Consider the following 24021-nt stretch of genomic DNA (forward strand, 5'->3'; position numbering starts at 1 on the left):
ACCGGAGCCGCCTCGTGAGACTCTGCACGGCAACGTGGAGGCGGCACCCATCGACCCGACGCGCGGCGGGTCGGCGGTACCCTTCTGGCGCGACTTCCACGCCGCGCGCCCGTAGCTCAGCGGATAGAGCAGGGGACTTCTAATCCCAAGGCCGCAGGTTCGAATCCTGCCGGGCGCACCTTCAGCTCCACAGGTCAGCGGCCCTCCTGAAGGTGCGCTGGACGGCCCTACGAGATCGCGAAGAGCTGCTTGAGCCGGGCCTGGATCAGCGGTAGACCGACGGTGGAGACGTCGTAGTGGCCCGCCCCTTCGAGGACGGCGAGGTTCACGTCGTTGTCGTTGATCAGCATCTTGTTGACGACGTTGTAGGTGACCGTGGCGGGGCTGGTGATGTCGTCGGTCCCGTACAGCCAGAGAATCGACCCCGGCAGGGTCGCATTCTCCAACCTGCCCTGGTTCTCCGCGTAGAACCGCCTGTTCTCCGGCAACGAGTTCGGTGTGTCGCCACGGATGCCGGGATAGGTGGTGAGCCGGTGCGTCGGGGACGAGGCCAGGTAGTTCTGGATGTCCTGCTTGACCAGGCGGTTGAGGTCATCCAGGCAGGTACGCCAGTTCTCGCGGTAGAACCTCAGCATGTTCGGGCCGTAGATGGTGGTCGGGTCGATGTCGTAGCCCGCGTAGCGTTCGGTCCTGGTGAAGTAGATGGTTTCCGCATTGGCGAAGACGAGCTGTTCGATCTGGTGTTCCGTCGGTGGTAGTCCCGAGCGCGCCGCCTGCTCGATGTCGTTCCACAGGACCCGGTTCATGGCGGGCACGTCCGGTACCGGGGCGAGGGTGATGGTGCCGCGGTACTCCAGATCGGGATCCGCCATCGTGGCCCGGTCGGAGTAGTACGACGCGGCCAGGGCTGCGAAGCCTCCTTCCGACCATCCGGCCGGCACCCACTGACCCGACAGCCGGTCGCCGAGGAGTCGCTGCGCGGCCACTGCCGCGTAGACCATCGAATTTCCCTCGCTGGACAGGTTGTAGTAGCCGTGCCCCTCCGGAACACCGTCGGCCACCGGACCGAGTCCTTCGTAGTCCGGGGCGACCACGGCAATGTTCATTTTCAGGATGGCCGCCAACAGGGCGGCGTTCGGTCCGTCGGCCCACTTGCCATGCTCCTGGAGTTGCACGCTGGGTGCGCACTCCGGGGCCCACCCGACGGTCCCGTGCCCCCACACCACGAGTGGCCACCCATCGGCCGGGGGCGTCTGCGTGGGGAGGAACAGCATGGCGGTGGCGTTGATCTGGTCTCCCCGGATGCCCGGCATGCGGTAGACGACGAGTTGACCGTCGGCCACGTCGGCGATCACCGAGGGGACGTTGCGCAGGGTTGTGGGGGCACCGACAACGTCCCCGTCCGAGGCCACCTCGACGGCGCCGGTCGGACCACCGTCGGCACCCCACGCCGGTGTGGCGGCGTTCAGCAGCCCCGCCAACAGAAGCACCACCGCGACCCGGGACCGGCGGCGGCCGTGGCGTGCCCGTTGTTCGATGGGGTGGTTGGTCATCGTGCCCCCGTGGTGGTGAGGAAACGGTGCCGCCGTGCGTGACGGGGGTCCGGATCGGAGCGCCAGGGCGGCATGGCAGACGGGCTGCGCGGACGCGACACGTACCGGGCGACGTCAGCACGTCTTGGCCGAGGCGGCCTTCCCGCCGTGGCGGGAAGCGAAAATCCTCCGGATCCGGTGCCTACCGGATGAGAATAAGCCGGTACGGGCGGTGGGGCGGTGGTTTTCCTGGGCTCGGTCGTGTCGTGCAGCGCCAGAGCTACCCCGGAGCAGTGCGCGGTGACGTAGGCAGTCAGGTCCGCTTCGTCATAGCGCAGCATCGATGACGCTCTCACGCACGTTCCGGTCGCCACTTGTAAAAGTGGCTGTACAGCCGGGTCCATCGGGGGCGGAACGAGCCACCGGCGCCCGGCATACTTCGCCGCATGAGTTACGACCTGGCGGTGTGGGAGGGCGACGTGCCCGCCGACGACGATGCGGCCGGCGAGCTGTACGAGGCGCTGTACCAGCAGTACTTCGAGTTCGAGGAGCTGCCGCCGACGCCACGGATCCGCGCCTACGTCGATGCCGTCGCGGAACGATGGCCCGACCTCTACGGCCACGACGCCGGGCTCTACCCGCTGTCGAACGGACTCGTCGACGAGGCATCCGGCCCGATGGTCTACTTCACGATCCCCTTCAACCGGGCCGACGAGGTCTCGACCGCAGCAGCGCAGCTAGCAGCCGATCATGGGCTCGTCTGCTACGACCCGCAGGGGGAACACCTGCTCCCCGCTACCGCTCACGAGACCTGACCCTCGGCATTTGGACGCCGCCGCGCTGCTCGCGCTGAGTGTGACGACGCGCAGCGGGTCCGCTGATAGCGTCGCCGCGCGTCGAGCTGTGACGACTCCGATCGTCTGCGGCGAAAGGTCTGGCGTCTACTCGTAGAAGCAGCCGGCATGCAGGGCGTCCGCAAGGAGTTGCCAGGTCGGTTGCGCCGGGAGAGGTTGGCCGGCCCGCTTCTGCAGGCGGCTCCGGTCCTGTAGGAACGCCGCGCACGCCTCCAGGTAGCGGTCTGTGGTCATGTTCCCGACCGCGTCTGGATCGCGAGCGACATCATCAGCTATCCACCGCAGCCAGGTGACCAAATCGTCCAGGCTGTCGACCCGCTTCAGCGGACGGTTGTCGTCCTCGGCCATTGCCGCCTCCCCTGCATCCCGCCGCCACCATCCGCGATGTTCTTCCCACGAGAGCGCCGGCAGGCTCGAATCCTGCCGGGAGACCCCACCACCGCAGGTCAGCGGCTTGGCCCACCGGCCCGATCCACCACCGCAGCAGGGAGCGACGCCGTGATCGCCCGCCTTGGATTGGTGGTGAACCGGCGGACGGGATCTTCTTCTTGCATTGTGCCGGTCCAACCGTCGAGGACTGACTTACGGCAGGCTGGCACGATGCGGAAACTGACCTTCGGTATGAGCGTGAGCCTGGACGGCTACGTCGCCGCGCCCGGTGACGACCTCGGATGGGGTGTGCCGAGCGACGAGCTGTTCCAGTGGTGGTCCGACCGGGTGGCGGCGACGGGCACGGCGCTGTACGGGCGCAGACTGTGGGAGGCGATGAGTTCCCACTGGCCGACGGCCGACCAGCAGCCGGGTGCCACACCGGCGACGATCGAGTTCGCCGGCCGCTGGCGGGACATGCCGAAGGTGGTGTTCTCCTCGACGCTCGAGACGGTCGACTGGAACGCCCGCCTGCACACCGGCGACGCGGTCACCGAGATCACCCGGCTCAAGGACGGGGACGGCGGTCCGTTGGACATCGCCGGCGCCACCCTCGCGGCGGCGGCCATGCGGGAGGGTCTGATCGACGAGTACGCGGTCGTCACCCACCCGGTCCTGATCGGCGGTGGCAGACCGTTCTTCACCGCCATCGACAAGTGGGTGCACCTGAGCCTGGTGGAGACCCGGACGTTCCCTGGGGGCGTGCTGCTGGCCAGGTACGAGACCAGACGCTGAACACAGCTCCCGGCCAGATTCGGAGGCGGACGTCCAGGATCTGTTCGTCGTGCCCTCTTGAGGAGGACGTGTGATCCTGCGGAGATGGAGGTCTGGGATCACGATGGCAAGCTGTACGAGGTCAACTCGTACTACAGCCTGCCCGACTACGCGTGGCAGTACGAGTTGGTTGGACTGACCGGAGCACCCGGGACCGGCCCGTACATCACCGTCACGATTCCCGACGCGACGCCGGACGACGGGCCGTTCACGCCACGTCCGGCTCGCGACGTGACGTTCAGCGCCGACGGCGGGGACGTCCCCTGGCCCATCCTGCGCCGCTTCGTCGACCTGGTGGAGTCGTCCGGCGACATCGTCCGCGGCCCGGGCTGACCGTCCATCGCCGATCGCCGAGCCTGCGGCAGGATCGCGTGCACCCAGCAACCGGCAGGAAAGTGACGCAGCCCGTGTGTGCGTTCGGACCGCCGAGATCGGAATCAGCCGGGAGAAGGAAGCACAGGTGTTGGCCGCCCGGCACCAGCACGCCTCCTCCGTTGATCATGAAGTTGTCGTCACGACACGCCGAGCCCAGTGGCGCTAACTTCATGATCAACGGCGATGGGAGCGGCCCCGGCACCTGGTGACGACACGTGGCGGTACGGCCGAGCAGAAGGCACCGGAAGCCGGTGCCGGTCCGTCGCGGCGGTGCCATATGCTGCGCGCGTTCGACACGGGGGCACGGGGAGAAACACATGCGACGGTACGGCTGGGCGGCGCTCACGGCTGCGGTCCTCACGGCGACGCTGGCGGGCTGCGGCACACCCGCCGGCACCGATGGTGACCTGGCCGACGACTGGCGCCCGATGGCGGCGGCGCAGCAGTTCGTCCCGAAGGCCGACGAGTGCCACCTCATCGACGCGGCCACGTCGTACCTGGCCAGCTACTCCCCCGTCGCCTGCGACAAGACCCACAAGGTCGAGACCTTCTACGTGGGCACCTTCACCGGCGCGCTGGCCGACCGGACCGCGCCGCCCAAGACGGAGTCGGCGACGCTACGGTCGACCTTCGCCGACTGCGACAGCCGCGCCAAGAAGTTCGTGGCCGGCGAGTGGCGCGACGCCCGGCTGTCGCTACAGGTCGTGCCGGCGTCGCCGGCCGCCTGGGCCGGTGGCGCGCGCTGGTACCGGTGCGACATCTACGAGTTGAACGAGGTCAGCGGCCCGAACGGCGACAGTGACGCGGCGATCGAGCGGGCCGGCTCGCTGCGGAACGCCCTGGCCAGCCGTTCCCCGCTGCACTACGGGTGCATGAACGAGGACAGGTGGCATCTGCTGCGGCCGGTCGCCTGCACCGCCGGGCACCAGTTCGAGTACGCGGGCACCTGGACGGCCCCGGATCGCTCCTGGGCGGACGCGACCCGGGACGAAGACTCCATCCACGCGGCTTGCCGGAAGGTCATCGCCCGGTACGCGAAGGTGCCGGTGGACGGCGACCTGATCTACCGCACCGGCACCTCGTACCGCTTTCCGAACCGCCTGCTGTGGGAGCGCGGTGATCGCGGCGTGCGCTGCTACTACTGGTCCGGCGGCACCACCGTCAAGCGCTCGATCGCCGGCGGCGGCACGAAGGCGCTGCCGATCCGATAGGGCGGGTCAGCTCGGTCCCAGCAACGCCGCCAGCGCGGCATCGCCCTGCCCGAGCTGCGCTCCACCGGGTGACGCCACGACCAGGAAGCGCCGGCAGGCGTCGAGTTCCACGTACCACTCGGGTCCGCTCCCGTCGACGGCCCTGAGCACCGCGAAGCGGGACGCCGGGGTGGCGCAGTCGGCCGCCGGCCGGGTGCCGGCCAGCGCCCGCAGCACGTCCGCCTGCCGTCCGGGCGGCAGCGGCCGGCCGTACACGAAGTCACCGGCCGGCTTCCCGCCGCCGCGCTCGGACGGGGGCACCTGGTAGACGCAGAGGCGCAGCGGCCCGACCGTCGGGCCGACGCCGGCCGCGACGCGGCCGGGACGTCCCAGGGTGCTCTCCACCCACACCATGTCCGACCACCGCTGCGCGCACCCGGCGGCCTCGGCCTCCGAGGATTCGACGATCCCGACGGTACGGCTGTCGACAGTGGTCAGCCGCAGCCCGTCCAGCGCCGCGCGGACCTCCGTGCGCGGCTTGCCGCAGGCGTCCGTCGGCAGGTACGGCCGCAGCCACCGACCCTTGTCGTCGAGCAGCGCCAGCCAGGGTGGAAGGAGCATGTCGGCGGTGCAGGCGACGTCGCCCCGACCTCGTTCCTCGTCGGCCAGTCCCAGCGCGGCGACCAGCGGGCCGACGTCGTCCGCGCGGCGCTCGACGGCCACCTGCTCCCGACCACCTGCGGCCCCGGGCACGACGTCGCGGCCGCACAGCACGGCGGCGACCGGGGTGAACGCCGGGTCGATCCGTCCGACGCGCGGCTCGCCGCCGGCCGGCGGCGTCACCGCCGGTGCTCGGGGTACGGGCAGGACGCCCGCCTGCGGCGCGATCTCGGCGCAGGAGGTCCACTTCTCGGCGATCTCGGCCGGGCCGGGGCCCTTTGGCGGGGCGCCCGGTCCGGCGCAGCCGGTGAGTGCCAGGCCGCACAGCCCCAGGCCGAGCAGCGTCGCCACAAGTGTCGTTCCGCCCGAGCGCATCCCGCTCACCACCTCTCCGCCGCCCGATGAGACGGGCGGGCATCCGGCGGGGTTCCCGCGTGACGTCGCCGACTGTGGGCGACGCCGCCCGCCGGAGTCGGACCACCCGTTGCGCACAATGGGCGGATGGCACATCTGGGACTGGTCGCGTTGCTGGTGAACGAGTACGACGAGGCGATCGACTTCTACGTCGGCGGGCTCGGCTTCGAGTTGGTGGAGGACACCCCACGCCCGGACGGCTCACGCTGGGTGGTCGTGCGCCCTCCCGGAGCGCGTGAGACGGCCCTGCTGCTGGCCCGGGCCACCACCGTCGAACAGCGGGCGCGGGTGGGCGACCAGACCGGTGGCCGGGTCGGCCTGTTCCTGCACACCGAGGACTTCGCCGCAGCTCACGCCCGGATGGTCGCGGCCGGCGTACGGTTCCTGGAGGAGCCCCGACACGAGGCGTACGGCTCGGTGGCGGTCTTCGTCGACCTGTACGGCAATCGCTGGGACCTGATCCAGCCCCGCAGCGCAGAGTGACGAGAAGGCGACACCACGCATCCGGTAGGTGAACGCTCACCATTCGCCATGCTATTCTCCGATGTCGATCTCCGCCGTGCGGACCCGGTACCGGGTCGTTGTCGGAAGGACACCTCCCGATGCCGGCGACTGCCGCCCCGACCATGCCACCGCCCGCCCTCGACAATCCGGCCGGCGGGGCGTTCAGCTTCATCTTCACCACCCTGCCGGCCCTGCTGCGGCTGACGTGCGGACTGGTCGGCGCCGCCGTGGCGTTGTCGGTGCGTACCCCGCCGGTGGACGCGACCCTGCTGCTGCCCGGTGTGGCCGCGCTGACCGGCTGGTCGATCTGGTACGCGGCCCGCGCGCTGCGCCACGGGATCACGCCGGCGCTGGTCGCCGGTGACGTCGCGGTCACCGCCGCGGCCTGCCTGCTCATCCCCCGCCTGGTGGCACCCGAGGTGCTGCCGGGCGAGGGCAGTTGGATCGCGGTGCTCGCCAGCACCACGGTGATCAACGCGCAGGCCACCGCCCGGACCCGCTGGTCGATCCCGGCCGGGCTGCTGGTCACCGCCACGTACGTGGCGGGCGCACAGGCGGCCGGCAACCTCACCGAGGCCCGGGCACACGCCGCCACGCTGCTCGTGCAGACCGGCTGCACGGCGATGATGACGGCGGTGATGCGCCGCCGGATCGGTCGGGCCGACCAGGCGTTCGCCGAGCACCAGCGGCTCACCCGGGAGGCGCTGGTCGCGCGGACCGCCCGGGAGGCGGAACGCCAGCAGAACCGGGACCTGCACGACACGGTGCTCGGCACCCTGACCATGGTGGGGCTCGGCGCGGTACCCGGCCCGTCGGCCGCGTTCCGTGAGCGGTGCGCCACCGACCTGCGTACCCTCGTCGCGTTGACCGACCACGGCCCGACGCCCGGCGACGGCCCGGTGCCGCTCGACGAGCGGCTGCGCGCGGTGCCCGACCGGCTGCCCGAGCTGCCGGTGAGCCTCGAGCTGGCCGCCTGCGCGGTGCCCGCCGGGGTGGCCGACGCGATCACCGAAAGCGCCTACGCGGCGCTGTCCAACGTGGCCCGGCACGCCCCGGGCGCGCGGGCCACACTGCGGCTGAGCCGCGACGCGGTCGCCGTCGTGGCCGAGGTGGTCGACGACGGCCCGGGGTTCGACCCGGCCACCGTCCCCGCGCACCGGTACGGTCTGCGCGAGTCGATCCACGGGCGGATGGCGGCGGTCGGCGGGCGGGCCGAGGTGTGTTCCGCGCCCGGCGCCGGCACCCGGATTCGACTGGAGTGGCCCGGTGACGGCTGACCTCGGCGCGACGGCGGACCGCACCGGCACCCGTGTCGGGCCGGTGCCGGTGCCTCGACCCGGCCCGGTCGACAGGCCCACACCCGAGCAGCCGGTGCTCGCCGCGCCGGCCGCCGTCGCGCAGGCCTCCGACCGGGGCGCGCGCATCGTCGCCGTAGCCATCGCGCTGGCCTGGCACGTCGCGATCGGACTGCCGGCGGTGCTGGCGACCCGCACGGAGTTCGTCGCGCCGACGGTCGTGGTGGGCGGCTGGGTCCTGGTCGCCGTGACCGGGGCGGTGGCCGGCGTACGGCTGCTGCGCGGCACGCCGCTGCCGCCGTGGCCGCTCGCCGGGGTGCTGATCGCCGTCGACGCGGCGGTCTTCGCCGCAGTCGGCGAACGGCAGCTGTTCACCGCCGCCAACTGGGTGTGGGGCACGCTCGGCTGGTTCTTCGTGCTCGCGTTGTGGGGGCGGCGGGTCGGCGGTCTCGTCGCGCTGCTGACCACCCACGCGTTGATCGCGCTCGCGGCCGTCCTCGCGTACGCGCCGAGCACGGCCGACCTGGCCCGCTACACCATGTACGTCTACGGCACGTTCTCGCTGCCGGTGGCGGTCTTCGCCGGCAGCGCGGTGATCGTCGGCCTGGCCCGGGACCGCGCCGCCGCTGCCGCGGCGATGCACACGATCGCCGCGGAACGGGCCGCCGCAGAGCAGGGCCGGCAGGAACGCCGTGACCGGCTCGCCCTGGTGGGCGCGGCAGCCGGGCGGGTGCTCGGCGAGCTGGCCGCCGGGGAGGCGGACCCGGCCGACCCGGAGGTGCAGCGCCGGTCCGTACTGGCCGCCGCCCGACTGCGCCGCCTGATCGCCGAATCCGACGACGTGCCCGACCCACTCCTGCACGAGCTACGGGCCGCCGCCGACCTGGCCGAACGCAACGGGTTGCCGATCGACCTGGTCGCCATCGGCAACCCGCCACCGCTGCCGGTGGAGATCCGTCGCCGGCTGGCCGACCCGCTCACCAGCCTGCTCGCCGACGCCCGCGGGTGGGCCCGCCTGACCGTGGTGTCCGGCCCGGACGAGGTGGTGGTCAGCCTCGTCACGCCGGACCGGGAGGGACCGGACGCGACCGGTCCGCCCCCCGACCCCGAGGACGGACCGGTACAGCACCTTTACGAACGGGACGGGGACATCAGATGGGCGCAGACCCGATGGTCGACATGACCGGTGACCGGCCGATCGGGGTCGCGATCGTCGACGATCACCCGGTGGTAGTCGAGGGGGTACGCGCCTGGCTCGCCAGCGAACCGCGACTGACCGTGCTGGCCACCGGGGACGACCCGGACGAGGTGCTACGCGCCGCGCCCGACGCCGACGTCGTCCTGCTCGACCTGCGGCTGCACGGCCGGATGGCGCTGGACAAGCTGGCCGAGCTGAGCGCCACCGGACGGCGGGTGGTGGTCTACTCCGAGCACACCGACCCGGAGACGATGCTCGCCGCGCTGGACGCCGGAGCGGTGGCGTTCCTGGCCAAGCACGAGGGCCGGGAACACTGCGTGGCGACCGTGCTGGCCGCCGCGAGCGACCGCCCGTACGTGCCGCCGGCGCTGGCCGGCGCGATGGTCGGCGACCCGCGCCCCGACCGGCCGGCACTGTCCGACAAGGAGCGCGAGGCCCTGCTGCTCTGGTTCCAGTCGATGTCCAAGGCGTCGGTGGCGCGCCGCATGCAGATCAGCGAGCACACCGTGAAGCAGTACGTCGACCGTGCGCGGATCAAGTACACCCGGGCGGGGCGGCCCGCAGCCACAAAGGCGGCACTGCTCGCCCGTGCGATCGAGGACGGCCTCGTCCGCCCGGAGGAGATCGGCATCTACCGGTCACAGGCGACGCACGACCGGACGACCCCCTAACGGGCGTCATGACAGTGGCCGACGAATCGGCGAAGCTCAACGCACAGCCAGCTCACCGGGAGGTCGTGACGATGCATGCCGACGCGTCCCCCTTCTTCATCGGTCCGCACCGGTTCGACGCGCCGGACGACGATGCCGGCCCCACCCTCGACCGGCGGTACGACATGCGTCCGCTGCCCGGCGAGAAGATTCTCGGGCGGCACCGGCTGCTCGTGGCGGGCTACCTGCTGGGGCCGACGGAGACGCGATGCGCCTGGCAGCTTCCCGGACCGGTCTCGGTGACCGTGACCGACCAGCGGATCTGCTGGGTGGGTACCGGCTCGCAGCTCTCGCTGGTCGCCGACGACGCGCCCCGACCCCGGCCCGCCGGCCGACTGAACGGCCTGATGACCGGCCAGATCCGCTGGCAGTGGCCGTCCCGGCTGGAGCTTCCGCCCACCGACCCGGCACAACTGATGATCGTCTGCGACGCGTTGCGGACGATTCAACAGCCGGCGCTCGCGCTGGGCGGGTCACCGGGCGAGGTCATCGCGCTGGCTCGGCAGGTCCGCCGGTCGGTGGCCATGTTCCGGCTCACCCGCCCGCAACTCGTCGACCTCTCCGCCCAGGAGCGCGACGTCCTGCTGCTGCGTGCCGGCCCGGCGTTGCTCGCCGGGGAACCCCGGATCACACTGCCCGGCTCCCTGCCGGTGGAGTTCCGCTCCCGCGACGACTACTACCGCTCGGGGCCGGCGCCCAGCTCGTGGGACGGCTTCGCGGACGGCACGTCCGGGCGTCACTGAGGCTGAGGGCCGCTGGCGGCGTACCCCGGACGTCGCCGGCCACGCGCCCGGGCGTCGCCGCCCGGACGGCACTGGCGTCGTTGCCCGAGCGGCGCTGGCGGCTGGCGTCGCTGCCCGGGCATTGTCGGACCGGCGTCGTCAGAGGCTGGGGGCGCGTTCCTCCCCGTCGGCGTCCAGCGCGGCGGCCTCCTCCGGCGTCGGCGCGCTCCCGCCGAGGTGCGCCGGCAGCCACCAGGTGTCCTCCGGACCGGCCGGCGCATCCGGGTACTCGCGCTGGGCCCGATCCACGAGCGCGCTCAGCCGGGTCGTCAACTCGGCGGCCAGCACGTTCGGGTCCGGGAAGTCCGCCGGCAGGATCGGCTCGCCGATCAGGATCGTGATGGGCGTGTGGCGGCGGGTGAGGGTGCGGGGACGACCCTTCGTCCAGAGCCGCTGGGTGCCCCACAACGCGACCGGCAGCACCGGCACCTTCGCCGAGCGGGCCATCCGGACGGTGCCGCTCTTGAGTTCCTTGACGGTGAACGACCGGCTGATGGTCGCCTCGGGAAAGACGCCCACGACCTCCCCGCGCTTGAGCGCGTCGACGGCGGAGCGGAACGAGGCCGCGCCCGCCTGTCGGTCCACGGGAATGTGTCGCATGCCGCGCATCAGCGGGCCGGAGATCCGGTGCGCGAACACCGACTGCTTGGCCATGAACCGGACCAGCCGGCCCGAGGCGTTCGCGCCCAATCCCGCGAAGATGAAGTCGAGGTAGCTGACGTGGTTGCTGGCCAAAACGGCCCCGCCCGTGCGGGGTACGTGGTGGGCGCCCTCGATGGTGATCTTCAGGTCGAGGACCCGGAACATCGTCTTGGCAGCGGCGATAACGGGCGGGTACACGAGCTCCGGCATCCGCAGAATCTACCGTGCCCGGCTGGGTATCGCCTGGGCGGCGGCCCGGCGGCGACGCGGGTGGCGCGCCGCCGCCGGTAGGCCCCGCTCGCGGCTCAGTCGGAGAGGCTGTCCAGGTCGAGCCGGCCGCGGGCGAAGGCGTCCACCCGCCCCCAACGACCCGGAATGTCCAGAACCTCGATCCGGCCCATCCCGACCGGGAGACGCGGCTCGACCGCCAGGTGACCGTCGTGCGGCTCGAGACCGAGCATGGTGCGCAGCAGCAGCAGCGGCGTACCCGTCGACCAGGCCTGCGGGCTGCACGCCGTCGGGTACTCCACCGGGAACTTGGTCAGCTCCCGCGGGTAGCCGCCGAACGCCTCCGGCAGCCGCCCGTCGAAGTAGGTGGCCGCGTCCAGGATGCCGTTGGCGATGGTGGCGGCCTCCTCGGCGAAGCCGTACCGACGCAGTCCCCACGCGATGAAGGAGTTGTCGAACGGCCAGATCGTGCCGTTGTGGTAGCCGATCGGGTTGTACCGCGCCTCCCCCTCGGCGAGCGTGCGCACCCCCCAACCGGAGAACAGTCGCGGTCCGACCAGGTGCGCCGCGAGCTTCTCGGCCCGCGCCGGATCGACGATCCCGCTCCACAGGAGGTGACCGATGTTGGAGCTGAGGACGTCGCACTGACGACCGTCCGGGTCCAGGGCCAGCGCGTAGTACTCGCCGTCGGCGACCCACCAGTCCCGGTTGAACCGCTCCTTCAGCTCCGCCGCCTCCCGCTCCAACTGGTCGGCGAACTCCGGGTCATCCCAGAACAGGCGGGCCATCCGGGCCGCGCGGATCTTCGCGTCGTACGCGTACCCCTGCACCTCGCAGGTGGCCCGCGGGAACGGCGGCAGGGTGCCGTCGGAGTAGGAGATCGAGTCCCAGGAGTCCTTCCAGCACTGGTTCTCCAGGCCCGTCTCGGTGTTTCGGCGCTCGTACCAGATGTAGCCGTTGCCGATCAGGTCCGCGTAGCTGTCGATCCACCTGAGCGCGGCCCGGGACTCCTGCTCCAACTCCTTGACCAGCGCCACGTCCCCGCTCCACCGCTCGTACTCGTCGAGCAGCACGAGGAACAGCGGGGTGGCGTCCACCGATCCGTAGTAGGGCGAGTGCGGCTGCTCCTCGAAGGCGGCGGTCTCGCCGTAGCGCATCTCGTGCAGGATCCGCCCCGGATCCTCGTCCCGGAAGTCGTCGAACCGGCTGCCCTGCAGGGACGCCAGGATGCGCAGCGTCGTCTTCGACAGCTGCGGCGTGAACGGCAGCGTCTGGAGGCAGGTGAGGATGCTGTCCCGGCCGAACATGGTCATGAACCAGGGCAGACCGGCCGCGGGCAGGGTCGCGCCACCGAGCGACAGCGGCGAGAAGCGCAGCGCCGCGAGGTCGATCAGACTACGGCGGTACGTGCTGGACACCCGACCGTGCTCACTGTTGACCTTCGGCGCGTCCGCGATCCACTGCTCCAGGTCGTGTTGCAGGGCCAGCCGCTCGCCGCCGTGCACGCGTACGCCCATCCGCAGGTCCCGGTCCCCAGGCCCGACCGCGCGCGTCTGCACGTCGATCGTCGCGTCCCACTGCTCGTTCGGTTCCAGGTGGACGGTGTACGCGAAACCCCGGTTGTCGTAGCGAGCCGACACCGACGACGAGATGATCGTCTCCCGCCGGAAGTTGCCCCGGCGGTAGCCCAGGCGCAGCTTGTCGGCCTCGACCTCGGTGTAGATCTCGCCCTTCTTGTTCAGGATCTCGTCCTTGACCTGGAACAGGTCGGCGAAGTCGGCCGCCGCGTCCATCCGGATTTCCAGGTCGACCGCCTTCTCGTCGTGGTTGAGGATGGTGAGCTGTTCCCGGAAGCTGCCGCCGACCGCCCGCTCGCGGATGATCGACAACTTCGCGTCCACGTAGTGCGTGGCCATCCCCGGCACCAGGAAGAACCGGGACTCGAAGTACTGCAGATCGTCGTACGAGAGCGAGTTGAGGCGTTCCCCGTTGACGCTCAGCACCCACGTCGACAGGAAGCGGGTGTCGAGGGAGAAGAGCCCGGTCGGTTCGCTCGGCGTCGCCTCGATGTCGCCGGTGTCCTCGCAGACGACAAACGTGCTGCCGTCCAGGATCCGGATCGTGTTGCTCTGTCCCATCACCGCACCTCCCCCGCGAAGCGGCGACGCGGCCCACGGGCGTCCGGCGACCCGGGGAGGATCCGCTCCACCTGCACCAACAGCCGGGCGTCCCCCGACACCGTCATGTCCCCGCGCAACACGGCGGCAAGGCCGTGCTCACGACCGGCCGCTATCTCGTCGAACAGCATCGGGTCGGCGCCGATCACCGTGTCGGCCTCACGGTCCTCCTGGCTCACGTCGAGCCGCCCGCGGTCGATCTTCAGCAGCCAGTGCCGGGTCTGCGCCCCCTCGTGCAGGTCGATCCGCAGTGTCCCGGAGGTCTTCGCCAGCAGTGGCTCGTACCCCCGCCGGTCCAGGTCCTCGAAGAACCTCGTGGTCGCGTCCACCATCGGGTCCACTCCTTCCCCAGTCGGCCGGGCCGCCGCAATCCACCCGGCGCGCACCCGCGCACGGCCGTCATCGCACGTCCCCGCACGGGTCCCCGCACCCCACAGACCCAACCTCGCCCAAATAGGGTGACCCGCCCCGCCCCGCCCTGCCCGCCCCCGCCCCCCTCCCGCCCCCTCCCGCCCGCTCTGCCTCGGTGATCAAGAGGTTGGCGTCACCGCTCCCGGCGTGTCGTGACGCGAACCTCTTGATCACCGGGAGCGGGCGGGGCGGCGCGGGGGCCAGGGGGGCGGGCGGGGATATGGGCGCGCCGGCCCTCCGGGACGGAGGGCCGGCGGTTGTGGCGGCGTGCGTCAGTTGTTCGGCTCGTCGGCGCTGATGTCGGCCAGCACCGACTGCGGCTCACGCTCGACCGCGAGGTCACCCATGGAGACCAGGCCGATCAGGCGACCCTCGTCGACCACCGGCAGTCGGCGTACGGCGTAGGTACGCATCAGGTCCGCGGCGGACACCGCGTCGTCGTACTGGCTCACGGTGATCACATCGCGGCTGGTGATCTGGTTCAGCCGGGTCGAGCCCGGGTCCATGTTCTCCGCGACACCCCGGACCGTGATGTCCCGGTCCGTGACGATACCGACGACACTGTCGCCATCGGTCACCACCACGTCACCAATGGCACTGTCGCGCATCTCCTGCGCGGCGGCGATCAGCGTGTCGTTGCCGTCCATCGTCACCAACCGGGTCGTCATGAACTCTCCGACCGTTGTCATGGTGCTCCCCTCTCGGTGTCGGCACGGCCCGTCTACCCGCCGCCCCGCAGGGGGTAACGCGGTCGGCCGGGGCGACCCGTGCCGCGGGCTATCCGTCCGGCCGGCGCAGGCGGCGCAGCTCGTAGAGACCACTGTTCATCAGGATGTGGAACATCGGCAGCAGCAGGAAGATCGTCAACGCGAACAGCGGTTCGCTGACGAACCCGATGAGAACCGCCAACGCGTACCCCGGGATGCCGACCGCGGCCCGTTGCGGCGGTGGGGTATACCCGCCGACGGTCCCAGCACCCGCGAGGCGGGGCAGCGTGCTCCGGCGGCGCCGCCTACCGTGGATGAGGTGCGGACAGGCGAGCGTGAGCTGCGGGAGCTGGTCGCCGGCAACGCCTGGTTGGGCCGGGCGCTGACGGTGGTCCGCGACTCCGGCCTGCCCGACGCCTGGATCGGCGCGGGCGCCCTACGCGACCTGGTCTGGGGCGAGCGGTACGGCGACGGGTTCGACCCGACGACGGTCCGCGACGTGGACGTGGTCTTCTTCGACCCGGCAAGACTGTCCCGCGACGACGACCACCGGGCCACGGCCCGACTGGCCGCGGCCTGGCCGGAACCGCCGTGGGAGGCGCGCAACCAGGCAGCCGTACACACCTGGTACGCCTCGAAGTTCGGCGGAGAGCCGATCGCCCCGTACCGCAGCGTCGCCGAGGCGGTGGCCACCTGGCCGGAGTACGCCACGGCCGTGGCCGTGCGCCTGTCGGCGGACGGTGAGTTGGAGATCTGCGCCCCGTACGGCCTCGCGGACCTGCTGGGCGGGGTGTGGCGGCACAACCCGACCCGGGTGGACGTGGCGCGGTCCCGCCAGCGGCTGGCTCGCCACCGGCCCGCGCAACGCTGGCCCGGGGTGACCGTGATCGAGCCGGGCTGACCGGCATCCGGCATCGCGGCGCACCGGAAGGGGGCGTGCGCACCAGAGCGCGGGACGGCGTGACCCGTCAGGAGCGGGGCGGCATCCCGTAGATCCGCTCCACGTGCAGGCGCAGCACCAGCCGCTGCTCGGCGACCATGGCGCTGCGGTATTCCGCCCAGTCCGGGTGCTCGCCACGCAACGACCGGTAGAGCCCCACCAGTTCCTCGACCGTGGCGTCATCGACGTCGGCCGCCGTGGCGGTCAGCTCGGCCCGCCCCTCGACGACCGCGTACGCCCAGCCGTCCTCGCTGCTGACGTGGAAGCTGGCGCGCGGGTCCCGACGGAGGTTGGCGGTCTTGGCCCGGCCGTCGGTGACCGAGACCCGAATCAGGCCGGCTGCGGGATCGAACGCGTAGACCACGGTGGACATCTGCGGTCGTCCGTCACGCTTGATGGTGGCGAGCACGCCCATCGAACGACCGGCGATCAGGTCGGTCAACGCCTGCTGGTTGGGGTCCTCCGGCACGGCTTCCTCCAGGTGGCACGGTCGGCTCCGTCCATCCAAACACGATCGGCGCGCTCCCGCTCCCGACGTGCCGCCCAGCACCGACTGCGGGCCCGGACCGTGAACCGGTCGGGCCCGCAGGGGACGGTGAACGGTCAGCGCCGTTCGGCGGCGACCAACTCGGCGAGCTGTACGGCGTTGAGGGCCGCGCCCTTGCGCAGGTTGTCGTTGGAACAGAAGAGCGCCAGCCCGTACTCGACGGTCTCGTCGGCGCGGATGCGGCCCACGTAGGTCGGGTCCTGCCCGGCGGCCTGCAACGGCGTCGGCACGGCGGTCAGCGCGACGCCGGGCGCGTCGGCCAGCAGTTCGTGGGCCCGCTGCGGCGTGATCGGCCGTGCGAAGCGGGCGTTGATCTGTAGCGAGTGGCCGGTGAAGACCGGCACCCGGACGCAGGTGCCGGAGACCTTGAGGTCGGGGATTTCCAGGATCTTGCGGCTCTCGTTGCGGAGCTTCTGCTCCTCGTCGGTCTCGAACGAGCCGTCGTCGACGATCGAGCCGGCCAGCGGCAGCACGTTGAAGGCGATCGGTTCGGCGAACGAGCGCGGCGCGGGGAACTCGACGGCCGACCCGTCGAAGGCGAGCCCGGCGGCGTGCTCGGCGACCTTGCGGACCTGCTCGTCCAGTTCGGCGACGCCGGCCAGCCCGGCGCCGGAGACCGCCTGGTACGTCGAGACGACCAGGCCGACCAGACCTGCCTCGGCGTGCAGCGGGCGCAGCACCGGCATCGCGGCCATCGTCGTGCAGTTGGGGTTGGCGATGATGCCCTTCGGGCGGTCGGCCGCGGCGTGTGGGTTGACCTCGGCGACCACCAGCGGCACCAGCGGGTCCATCCGGAACGCCGACGAGTTGTCGATCACCACGGCGCCGGCCTCGGCGACCCTGGGAGCCAACTCCCTGGCCGTGCCCTTACCGGCCGAGAAGAGCACGATGTCCAGCCCGGAGTAGTCCGCCGTCGCGGCGTCCTCGACGGTCACCTCCTCGTCGCGCCACGGCAGCGTACGCCCCGCGGACCGCGCCGAGGCGAACAATCGCACCTGCTCCGCCGGGAACTTCCGCTCCGCCAGCACCTGCCGCATCACGCCACCGACCTGGCCGGTGGCCCCCACAATGCCGATCCTCATGCCCCGGAGGCTACCCACCCCACCCCCGGAACCGGGACCCCTTTCCCACCCCCCGGGTGCCACCTCACACCCGGGCCCCACCCGCGTCGATCATGAAGTTGGTGCCACGACACGCCGTGCCAGCCGACAACAACTTCATGATCAACGAGGATGTGCCGGGGTCAGGGGAGCAGGTGCAGGTCTCCCAGGGCCGCCGACTCCAGGTCTTCACGGATCACCGCCGCGTCGCCCTCGACGACCAGGGTCATCGCGTCGGGGTGCAGGTGAGCTGCCGCCGCGGCGGAGACCTGGTCCACGTCGGCGCTGAGCAGTTCCTCGCGCAGCCGGGCGTGGTAGTCGTCCGGCAGGTCGTGCACCACGAGCGTGGTCAGGGCGGACGCGATCGCCCGGGGGCTCTGCAACTCGACCGAGAGCTGCCCGGCCCGCCAGGACCGGGCCACCGCCAGCTCGTCCTCGGTCACGCCCCCGGCCTGCGTACGCGCGATCTCGCCCACCGCCTCGACCAGGGCCGGCGTGGTCACCGCGGTCTGCACGCCCGAGCTGACCGCGAACCGGCCGAACCGGCGGGACGAGGCGAACTCGCCCCGGATGCCGTACGTGTAGCCGCGCACCTCGCGGATCAGGTGGTTGAGCCGGGAGGTGAACGCCCCACCGAGGACCGTGCCGGCGAGGGTCATCGGCACGTGGTCGGGGTGCGCCCGGTGCGGCGACGGGTGGCCCAGCCGCAGCGTGGACTGCACCGAGCCCGGGCGGTCCACCAGGATGATCCGCCGGCCGGGGCGCGGCGACACCTCGATCGGGCCGCCCTGCTCGGCCGGGCCGCCTCCGGTGCCGGCGAACGCCGCAGCCGCCAGCGCGTCCAGGTCGATCCGGTCCAGGTCACCGGCGACGACCAGGGTGCCCGGCCGCAGGAACCACTCGGAATGGAAGACGGTGATGTCCTCCACGTCCAGGGCGGCAACCGAGTCCGGGTCGCCGTACATCGGTCGTCCCCACCGCGTGTCGGCGCCGAACAGGTCGGCGCGCAGCGCGGCGTCGGCGCGCGGGCCGGGGTTGGCCCAGTCCATGCGCAACGCGTTCGCCTCGTCGTCGCGGACCCGGCGCACGTCGGTCGATTCGAGCCGGGGCGTCCGGACGGCCTCGGCGAGCAGTTCCACGGCGGCGGTCAACCGGTCCACCGGGACCTGCACGCTGACCTGGAACGAATCCCAGTCCAGCCCGGTCACCAGTTCGGTGCCCAGCGCCTCGATGGCCAGCGCGTAGGCGGTGGCGTCCCGCTGCGCGGTGCCCTCCTCCATGGCCTTGGCCAGGACGCCGCCCAGCCCTTCCTTGCCGGTCAGCTCGCGGCCGGCACCGGCGTCGAGCAGCAGCAAGGCGACGGCGAGGTTCTGCCCGGGCAGGTGCGCGGCGACCACCCGGCCGCCACCTGCCGCGCGGCGGACCACCGGCGGGAACCGGTACGGGCGAGCGGCGCCCGGGCCGGGACGGTCGGTGATCAGCGTCATGCGGTCTCCTCGGGCACGTAGGTCAGGGTCACCCGGTCGGCGGCGCCGAGCACCTCGGCGGCCGTCTCGGCGATCTGCTCGGCGGTCACGGCGAGCCAGGCGGGCAGCCGGTCGGCGGCCCGGGCCGGGTCACCGAACTGGGTGGCGTACCGGCCGAGCGTGTCCGCGCGGCCGTCCACCGTCGACATCTGCCGCCACCACGCGGTGCTCAGCAGCGCCTTGGCCCGGTCCAGCTCGGCGGCGGTGACCGGCACGGTGGCCAACTCGTCGACGACCTCGGCGAGCCCTTCGGTCAGCCGTTCGGCGCTCACCCCGGGCCGGGCCGTGGCGGTGGCGATCAGCGGCGCCGGCGCGTGTGCGAGATCCACCCCGTACGCGCCGACCAGGTCGGGTTGGGCGATCCGCTCGCCGTCGGCGAGCCGCTGGTAGAGCCGACTGCCACGACCGCTGCCGAGGACCGTGGCGAGCACGGTGAGCACGTCGTACCCGGGGGTGCCGAACGGGTGACCGCGGTGCGCGACGTAGACGCGCGGCGCGGGCACGTCGGCGGTCACCGTCTCCACCGCGGGCTGCCCGGTCGCCGGGACACTGCGACCGTCCGGGGCGGCCGGGATGTCGTCGCGGGCGGGCAGCGCGCCGAAGTACTTGTCGGCCAGCGCGAACACCTCGGCGGCCGTGGCGTCGCCGACGACGGTGAGCACCGCGTTGTTCGGCGCGTAGTACATCTCGTGGAACGCCTGGAAGGTGGCCAGGTCGGCGGCGTTCAGGTCGGCCATCGAGCCGATCGTCGAGTGGTGGTACGGATGCCCCGGCGGGTAGAGCAGCGGCAGCAGCCGCAGCCAGGCGTCCCCGTACGGGACGTTCTCGTAGCGTTGCCGGCGCTCGTTCTTGACCACCTCACGCTGGTTGTCCAGCGTCTCCTGCGTGAGCGCCGGAACGAGCCCGCCCATCCGGTCGGCCTCCAGCCAGAGCGCCAACTCCAGGTGCTCGGCCGGGACCGTCTCGAAGTAGTTCGTCCGGTCCGGGTTGGTGGTGGCGTTCAGCGAGCCGCCGGAGCCCTGGATCAGCTTCATGTGCTCGGTCTTCGCCACGTTCACCGAACCCTCGAACATGAGGTGTTCGAAGAGGTGGGCGAAGCCGGTCTGCCCGGCCGGTTCGTGCCGGGATCCGACGTCGTACCAGAGGTTCACGGCCACGGCGGGCGCGGTCCGATCCTCGCTCACCACCACACGCAGGCCGTTGTCGAGTCGGGACGTCTCGATGGGCCAGGGATAACCACTGTCGGGCATGGGCACGACGCTATCCGATCTCCGGGGCGGAGCGGTGACGCGTGGCGGCTCGGCGAGCCGACCCGCTCGCCCGCATCGAGTCCGTCGCTCGGGGTACCGCAGAGGTATGACCCGACCGATGCCCGAGGGGTCCGCGCGCCGCGCCGCCGGACCGGCCGCCCGCGCCGTCGAACACGCGAGCGCCGCGCTCGGCCACCTGCGCCGCGGCCGGTTGCTGCATCCGGCGGGCGCGTCGTTCGCCGCGCGGGTGACGATCTGGGGTACGCCCGGACCGCCCGTCGGCGTCGGTCTCCTGGACAACCCCGGTGAGTACGCGGGCACGGTCCGCTTGTCCCGGGGGACGCCCACGCCAGGCGGGTGGCCGGACGTGCTGGGCCTGGCGCTGCGCGTGCACCCCGGCCAGGGGCGCCCGTTCGACCTGCTGGTCAGCTCCAGCGGCGCCGCTCCGGTGCTGCGGAACCTGCCACTGCCCCGCCGCGGCTTCTCCGGGACGTACAGCACGATCATGGGTTATCGCACGAGCCGGCGCCGACTCTGGTTGGCCGCGTTGGCCGACCCGGAAGCGGTCGACCTCGGTCGCACCCTGGCCGCTGTGACGGCCGCGGCCCGGACGGACGCGCCGCGCCTGGTGCTCGCGGTCGCGTCCGCCGTCGGGCCGTGGCGGCCGGTCGGCGAGGTCGGCCTCGGTGCCCCGCTCGACGCCCGTCAGGACGCCGCGCTGGCCTTCGACCCGGTACGCAACCTGCCGTCCGGACTCCGGGCGGCAGGTCCGCTCGCCTGGTTGCGCGAGCAGACCTACCGGGGGTCACGCCGGGCCCGTGGCGCGACGGTTCAGTCCGGCGGTTCGACGGCGACCACCGTCTGATCGGAGGTACGCCGTTCCAACACCGTGTCCGGGGCCGCGTTCTGGTCCGCCTCGCGCAGGTCCGACTCGGCGAGGATGGCCTCCGCCTGTGCCTGCGGATCGTCGCTGCCCGCCGCGACCTCCTCGGGAAGGAGGTGGTGCGCGCGGGACTCCGCCCGCTCCTGCTCGCTCTGCTCGTCAGTCATGGCACCCCTGTTACCCCGGGCCCAGCCTCCGCACGCGGTGTTCACTCCGCATCCTGGGACGAGGGACCGGCGAGCCCCGCCGGGTCGGGTAGGCTGGCCGGGTGATGAGGACGTATCCATGGTTTAGGCAGCCGGCTGGCACGCCGGTGACTTCACCATGATCTGACGTCACCACGGACCGAGCCGGCCGGGCAGGAGCTGTCGTTCCCGCCCCTCTGCGTACGAGCAGCCGGCTCGTCCCGGGCACCGGCCCCGGGCACGGTCGGCGGAAGGATGCCCACCGTGACGACCCCGGAGACCGATCGGGTCAGCGATCAGCGGATCGACCGCGTCGTGCCGCTGACCACACCCGCCCTGCTGCACCACGAGTTGCCCCTGAACGCTTCGCTCGCCGCGGCCGTCCTGAAGGACCGCCGCGCGGTGAGTCGTGTCCTCGACCGCGAGGACGACCGTCTGCTGGTGGTCGTCGGCCCGTGCTCGGTGCACGACCCGGCGGCCGCGCTGGAGTACGCCGAGCGTCTGCGCGCCGCCGCCGACCGGCTCGCCGACGACCTGCTCATCGTCATGCGGGTGTACTTCGAGAAGCCCCGCTCGACCGTCGGCTGGAAGGGCCTGATCAACGACCCCGGGCTGGACGGCAGCGGCGACGTCAACACCGGTCTGCGTCGGGCCCGAGCGCTGCTGCTCGACGTCCTGCGCCTCGGCCTGCCGGTGGGCTGCGAGTTCCTCGACCCGATCACCCCGCAGTACATCGCCGACACCGTGGGCTGGGGTGCGATCGGCGCCCGCACCGTGGAGAGCCAGGTGCACCGGCAGCTCGCCTCCGGTCTGTCCATGCCGATCGGCATGAAGAACCGCCCCGACGGCAGCATCGGCACGGCCGTGGACGCGATCCGCGCCGCCGGGGTGCCGCACGTGTTCCCGGGCATCGACTTCTCGGGCACCCCGGCGATCATGCACACGCGCGGCAACACCGACGGTCACCTTGTGCTGCGTGGCGGTGGCGGTCGGCCCAACTACGACGCGGCGTCGGTGGCGGGGGCGCTCGACCTGCTCCGCGCCGCCGGGCTGCCGGAGCGCCTGGTGATCGACGCGAGCCACGCCAACAGCGGCAAGGACCACCGCAACCAGCCACTGGTCGCCGCCGACGTGGCCGCCCAACTGGCCGCCGGCCAGCGCGGGATCACCGGCGTGATGCTGGAGTCGTTCCTCCTGTCCGGTCGGCAGGACCTCGATCCCACCCGCGAGCTGGTGTACGGCCGTTCGGTGACCGACGCCTGCCTCGGCTGGGACGACACCGCCGAGGTCCTCGACGAGCTGGCCACCGCCGTACGCGCCCGCCGGGCCACCCTGCCCGCCCTGGGGGTGTGACGGTCGGCACTGCGGTGCGCGGAACACGAGCGGGCGTCGCCTGGTTAACTGAGGTGTCGGTGTGCTCAGTGTCCCCGGGCCTCACCTAAATAGCCCTCGCGGAATACCGTTCGGCTGGAGCCGCGTCGCGCCACTCGCCGAGAGGCGACCTACACACCGACACCAGCGCCGCCCCCGGCTCACGAGGCCGGGGGCGGCGCTGTCTGTTCGGACGTCGTCGAGCCGGCTGGCGGGCCATGGGCGTGACGTTTGACCGATTCCGGCCCGGGTAGCTGATCAGCGTGACCGACGACGCATCTGTGGCCGACGAGCCGGACACCCGGGCACTCGACGACCTGCTCGACGACATCTTCCGGGGCCAGGAGCGCATCACCCAGGGGGAGATCTACCGCCGGGCCGTCGCCGCCGAGCTTCCGCCGGCCCTACTCGCCCGCATCGACGCGCTGCCCGAGGGCGAGTACGCGGTGGACGAGGCCAGCGACCTGCTGGGTGGCGACATCGGGTGAGCGGCACGTGCGCAGCCAGCGAGCCCAGCGACGCGAAGGGACGACGATCATGACGCACCACGAGGACCACGAGGAGAAGGTCCCGGCGCTGGGCCAGCCGCCGGAGGGCAGGGACACCACGCCCGAGCCGGACTTCGCCAACGAGCACGACCGCACGGCGGTGGACCGCGACATCATCACGGGCGCGGACGAGGATGAACGCGAGCCGGAGTCGCCGCACGGCTGGTCGGGCATGCAGCGTTGACGCGTACGACAGCGGGGGCCGGCGAATTCGCCGGCCCCCGCTGTGTTGCGCCCGTCCGTCGGGTCAGTCGTCGTGTCCGCCCTCAGCGGCCTGCTGGGCCGAGGCGTACGCCATCTGGAGGAAGTCGGACGCGGCCACGGCGGTGAGCGCGGTGGCCACCAGACGCGTCAGCCGGGGGGCGAGCACCAGTCCTCCGGTCAGTCCCGTGGCCACCCAGACCGCGAGGCAGAACGGGCAGCTCAGCAACTCGCCGATGGCGTGCCGGGTGGAGCTGCCCGAGTCCCGGACCTGCTCCATCACCTCGCCGCTGCCGATCGGCCGGTCGTACCGGGTGAACGGGGCGCGCAGCGGGCTGGTCACCGCGTCCTTGGACAGCAGCCGGCTGAGCTTGTGCGTGGCGATGGAGAGCAGCACCACGTCGGCGACTGCGGGACGCTCGGGCACTTGCCGGCCGGTCACCTTGACCAGGCCGGCGAGCGCTCCGGTGACGCCCGCGTAGGTGCCCATTGCCGCCAGGTAGCCACCGAGCGGTCGATGCTCGTGCGGCGCGTACGCCCGGCGTAGCCGCGCCACCCTCTGTCGCAGGCCAGTGTCGGTCACCGGTC

Annotated in this window: 28 protein-coding genes and 1 tRNA gene; 15 read left to right on the forward strand and 14 right to left on the reverse strand. The window is 72.0% G+C overall.

Going from position 1 to position 24021, the window contains the following annotated elements:
- Positions 1-105 precede the first annotated feature (105 nt).
- Positions 106-178 (forward strand) — tRNA-Arg (locus tag ACTFTM_RS26100).
- 49 nt (positions 179-227) lie between these two features.
- Here ACTFTM_RS26100 and ACTFTM_RS26105 read toward each other — a convergent pair.
- Entirely contained in the window at positions 228-1553 is a 1326-nt protein-coding gene (locus ACTFTM_RS26105; RefSeq protein WP_449563055.1) for an alpha/beta hydrolase family protein, read from the reverse strand.
- 425 nt (positions 1554-1978) lie between these two features.
- On the opposite strand from ACTFTM_RS26105, the gene ACTFTM_RS26110 reads away from it, so the two are divergent.
- Positions 1979-2347 (forward strand): hypothetical protein, encoded by a 369-nt coding sequence (locus ACTFTM_RS26110; RefSeq protein ID WP_449563056.1) that lies wholly within the window; start codon positions 1979-1981, stop codon positions 2345-2347.
- Between the two features lie 126 nt (positions 2348-2473).
- On the opposite strand, the gene ACTFTM_RS26115 is transcribed toward ACTFTM_RS26110, so the two are convergent.
- Entirely contained in the window at positions 2474-2734 is a 261-nt protein-coding gene (locus ACTFTM_RS26115) for a DUF7660 family protein (RefSeq protein WP_449563057.1), read from the reverse strand.
- 252 nt (positions 2735-2986) lie between these two features.
- On the opposite strand from ACTFTM_RS26115, the gene ACTFTM_RS26120 reads away from it, so the two are divergent.
- From ACTFTM_RS26120 to ACTFTM_RS26130, 3 genes are all read left to right on the forward strand, one after another.
- Entirely contained in the window at positions 2987-3550 is a 564-nt protein-coding gene (locus ACTFTM_RS26120) for a dihydrofolate reductase family protein (RefSeq protein WP_449563058.1), read from the forward strand.
- An 84-nt stretch (positions 3551-3634) separates the two neighbouring features.
- Positions 3635-3922 (forward strand): hypothetical protein, encoded by a 288-nt coding sequence (locus tag ACTFTM_RS26125; RefSeq protein WP_449563059.1) that lies wholly within the window; start codon positions 3635-3637, stop codon positions 3920-3922.
- A gap of 359 nt (positions 3923-4281) precedes the next feature.
- Positions 4282-5175, forward strand: coding sequence for a septum formation family protein (locus ACTFTM_RS26130; RefSeq protein ID WP_449563060.1), 894 nt, complete (start codon positions 4282-4284; stop codon positions 5173-5175).
- 6 nt (positions 5176-5181) lie between these two features.
- Here the strand turns inward: ACTFTM_RS26130 and ACTFTM_RS26135 are convergent, their stop codons facing one another.
- Positions 5182-6198 carry a hypothetical protein gene (locus ACTFTM_RS26135; RefSeq protein WP_449563061.1) on the reverse strand — a complete coding sequence of 339 codons (1017 nt, stop codon included), beginning with the start codon at positions 6196-6198 and terminating at the stop codon, positions 5182-5184.
- Between the two features lie 117 nt (positions 6199-6315).
- Here ACTFTM_RS26135 and ACTFTM_RS26140 point away from each other — a divergent pair, with 117 nt between their 5' ends.
- From ACTFTM_RS26140 to ACTFTM_RS26160, 5 genes are all read left to right on the forward strand, one after another.
- Positions 6316-6711, forward strand: coding sequence for a VOC family protein (locus ACTFTM_RS26140; protein ID WP_449563062.1), 396 nt, complete (start codon positions 6316-6318; stop codon positions 6709-6711).
- A 119-nt stretch (positions 6712-6830) separates the two neighbouring features.
- Positions 6831-8009, forward strand: coding sequence for a sensor histidine kinase (locus ACTFTM_RS26145; protein WP_449563063.1), 1179 nt, complete (start codon positions 6831-6833; stop codon positions 8007-8009).
- On the forward strand, positions 7999-9210 hold the full coding sequence (locus tag ACTFTM_RS26150) for a hypothetical protein (protein WP_449563064.1): 1212 nt from the start codon (positions 7999-8001) through the stop codon (positions 9208-9210). The genes ACTFTM_RS26145 and ACTFTM_RS26150 overlap by 11 nt, the downstream gene beginning before the upstream one ends.
- Entirely contained in the window at positions 9183-9896 is a 714-nt protein-coding gene (locus ACTFTM_RS26155) for a response regulator transcription factor (RefSeq protein ID WP_449563065.1), read from the forward strand. Before ACTFTM_RS26150 ends, ACTFTM_RS26155 begins: the two co-directional genes overlap by 28 nt.
- Before the next feature lie 71 nt (positions 9897-9967).
- Positions 9968-10678: a hypothetical protein gene (locus tag ACTFTM_RS26160; protein ID WP_449563066.1), complete on the forward strand. Its 711-nt coding sequence runs from the start codon at positions 9968-9970 to the stop codon at positions 10676-10678.
- Between the two features lie 138 nt (positions 10679-10816).
- Here ACTFTM_RS26160 and ACTFTM_RS26165 read toward each other — a convergent pair whose 3' ends face one another.
- The 5 genes from ACTFTM_RS26165 to ACTFTM_RS26185 all read right to left on the reverse strand — a co-directional run bounded on the left by ACTFTM_RS26165 (position 10817) and on the right by ACTFTM_RS26185 (position 15084).
- Positions 10817-11569: a lysophospholipid acyltransferase family protein gene (locus ACTFTM_RS26165; protein WP_449563067.1), complete on the reverse strand. Its 753-nt coding sequence runs from the start codon at positions 11567-11569 to the stop codon at positions 10817-10819.
- Positions 11570-11664: 95 nt separating this feature from the next.
- Entirely contained in the window at positions 11665-13725 is a 2061-nt protein-coding gene (locus tag ACTFTM_RS26170) for an amylo-alpha-1,6-glucosidase (protein ID WP_449563068.1), read from the reverse strand.
- Positions 13725-14096 carry an SCP2 sterol-binding domain-containing protein gene (locus ACTFTM_RS26175; RefSeq protein WP_449563069.1) on the reverse strand — a complete coding sequence of 124 codons (372 nt, stop codon included), beginning with the start codon at positions 14094-14096 and terminating at the stop codon, positions 13725-13727. Before ACTFTM_RS26175 ends, ACTFTM_RS26170 begins: the two co-directional genes overlap by 1 nt.
- A 351-nt stretch (positions 14097-14447) precedes the next feature.
- Entirely contained in the window at positions 14448-14864 is a 417-nt protein-coding gene (locus ACTFTM_RS26180; protein ID WP_355052239.1) for a CBS domain-containing protein, read from the reverse strand.
- Between the two features lie 88 nt (positions 14865-14952).
- A complete protein-coding gene (locus ACTFTM_RS26185; RefSeq protein WP_449563070.1) occupies positions 14953-15084 on the reverse strand; it encodes a hypothetical protein in 132 nt (43 codons plus the stop codon).
- Between the two features lie 117 nt (positions 15085-15201).
- Between ACTFTM_RS26185 and ACTFTM_RS26190 the strand changes: the two genes are divergently transcribed.
- Positions 15202-15783, forward strand: a complete 582-nt coding sequence (locus tag ACTFTM_RS26190; protein WP_449563071.1) for a nucleotidyltransferase family protein — start codon at positions 15202-15204, stop codon at positions 15781-15783.
- Between the two features lie 67 nt (positions 15784-15850).
- Here the strand turns inward: ACTFTM_RS26190 and ACTFTM_RS26195 are convergent, their stop codons facing one another.
- The 4 genes from ACTFTM_RS26195 to ACTFTM_RS26210 form a co-directional block, all read right to left on the reverse strand.
- A complete protein-coding gene (locus ACTFTM_RS26195) occupies positions 15851-16291 on the reverse strand; it encodes a PPOX class F420-dependent oxidoreductase (RefSeq protein ID WP_449563072.1) in 441 nt (146 codons plus the stop codon).
- A gap of 134 nt (positions 16292-16425) precedes the next feature.
- Positions 16426-17451 (reverse strand): aspartate-semialdehyde dehydrogenase, encoded by a 1026-nt coding sequence (locus ACTFTM_RS26200; RefSeq protein WP_449563073.1) that lies wholly within the window; start codon positions 17449-17451, stop codon positions 16426-16428.
- Between the two features lie 161 nt (positions 17452-17612).
- Complete coding sequence (locus ACTFTM_RS26205; RefSeq protein ID WP_449563074.1) at positions 17613-18956, reverse strand: M16 family metallopeptidase; 1344 nt, start codon at positions 18954-18956, stop codon at positions 17613-17615.
- Complete coding sequence (locus ACTFTM_RS26210; protein ID WP_355052234.1) at positions 18953-20245, reverse strand: M16 family metallopeptidase; 1293 nt, start codon at positions 20243-20245, stop codon at positions 18953-18955. The genes ACTFTM_RS26205 and ACTFTM_RS26210 overlap by 4 nt, the downstream gene beginning before the upstream one ends.
- Before the next feature lie 106 nt (positions 20246-20351).
- Here ACTFTM_RS26210 and ACTFTM_RS26215 point away from each other — a divergent pair, with 106 nt between their 5' ends.
- Entirely contained in the window at positions 20352-21110 is a 759-nt protein-coding gene (locus ACTFTM_RS26215) for a phosphodiesterase (protein WP_449563075.1), read from the forward strand.
- On the opposite strand, the gene ACTFTM_RS26220 is transcribed toward ACTFTM_RS26215, so the two are convergent.
- Complete coding sequence (locus tag ACTFTM_RS26220; protein WP_449563076.1) at positions 21077-21295, reverse strand: hypothetical protein; 219 nt, start codon at positions 21293-21295, stop codon at positions 21077-21079. The two genes, ACTFTM_RS26215 and ACTFTM_RS26220, sit on opposite strands and share 34 nt — an antisense overlap.
- Positions 21296-21568: 273 nt before the next feature.
- Here ACTFTM_RS26220 and ACTFTM_RS26225 point away from each other — a divergent pair, with 273 nt between their 5' ends.
- The 3 genes from ACTFTM_RS26225 (at position 21569) to ACTFTM_RS26235 (ending at position 23416) form a co-directional block, all read left to right on the forward strand.
- Entirely contained in the window at positions 21569-22666 is a 1098-nt protein-coding gene (locus ACTFTM_RS26225) for a 3-deoxy-7-phosphoheptulonate synthase (protein ID WP_449563077.1), read from the forward strand.
- A gap of 272 nt (positions 22667-22938) precedes the next feature.
- On the forward strand, positions 22939-23172 hold the full coding sequence (locus tag ACTFTM_RS26230) for a hypothetical protein (RefSeq protein WP_449566735.1): 234 nt from the start codon (positions 22939-22941) through the stop codon (positions 23170-23172).
- 49 nt (positions 23173-23221) lie between these two features.
- On the forward strand, positions 23222-23416 hold the full coding sequence (locus ACTFTM_RS26235) for a hypothetical protein (RefSeq protein WP_421472824.1): 195 nt from the start codon (positions 23222-23224) through the stop codon (positions 23414-23416).
- A 63-nt stretch (positions 23417-23479) separates the two neighbouring features.
- Here the strand turns inward: ACTFTM_RS26235 and ACTFTM_RS26240 are convergent, their stop codons facing one another.
- Complete coding sequence (locus ACTFTM_RS26240; RefSeq protein ID WP_449563078.1) at positions 23480-24016, reverse strand: DUF1360 domain-containing protein; 537 nt, start codon at positions 24014-24016, stop codon at positions 23480-23482.
- Between the last annotated feature and the right edge of the window lie 5 nt (positions 24017-24021).

The organism is Micromonospora sp. RB23 (genome assembly GCF_053585025.1).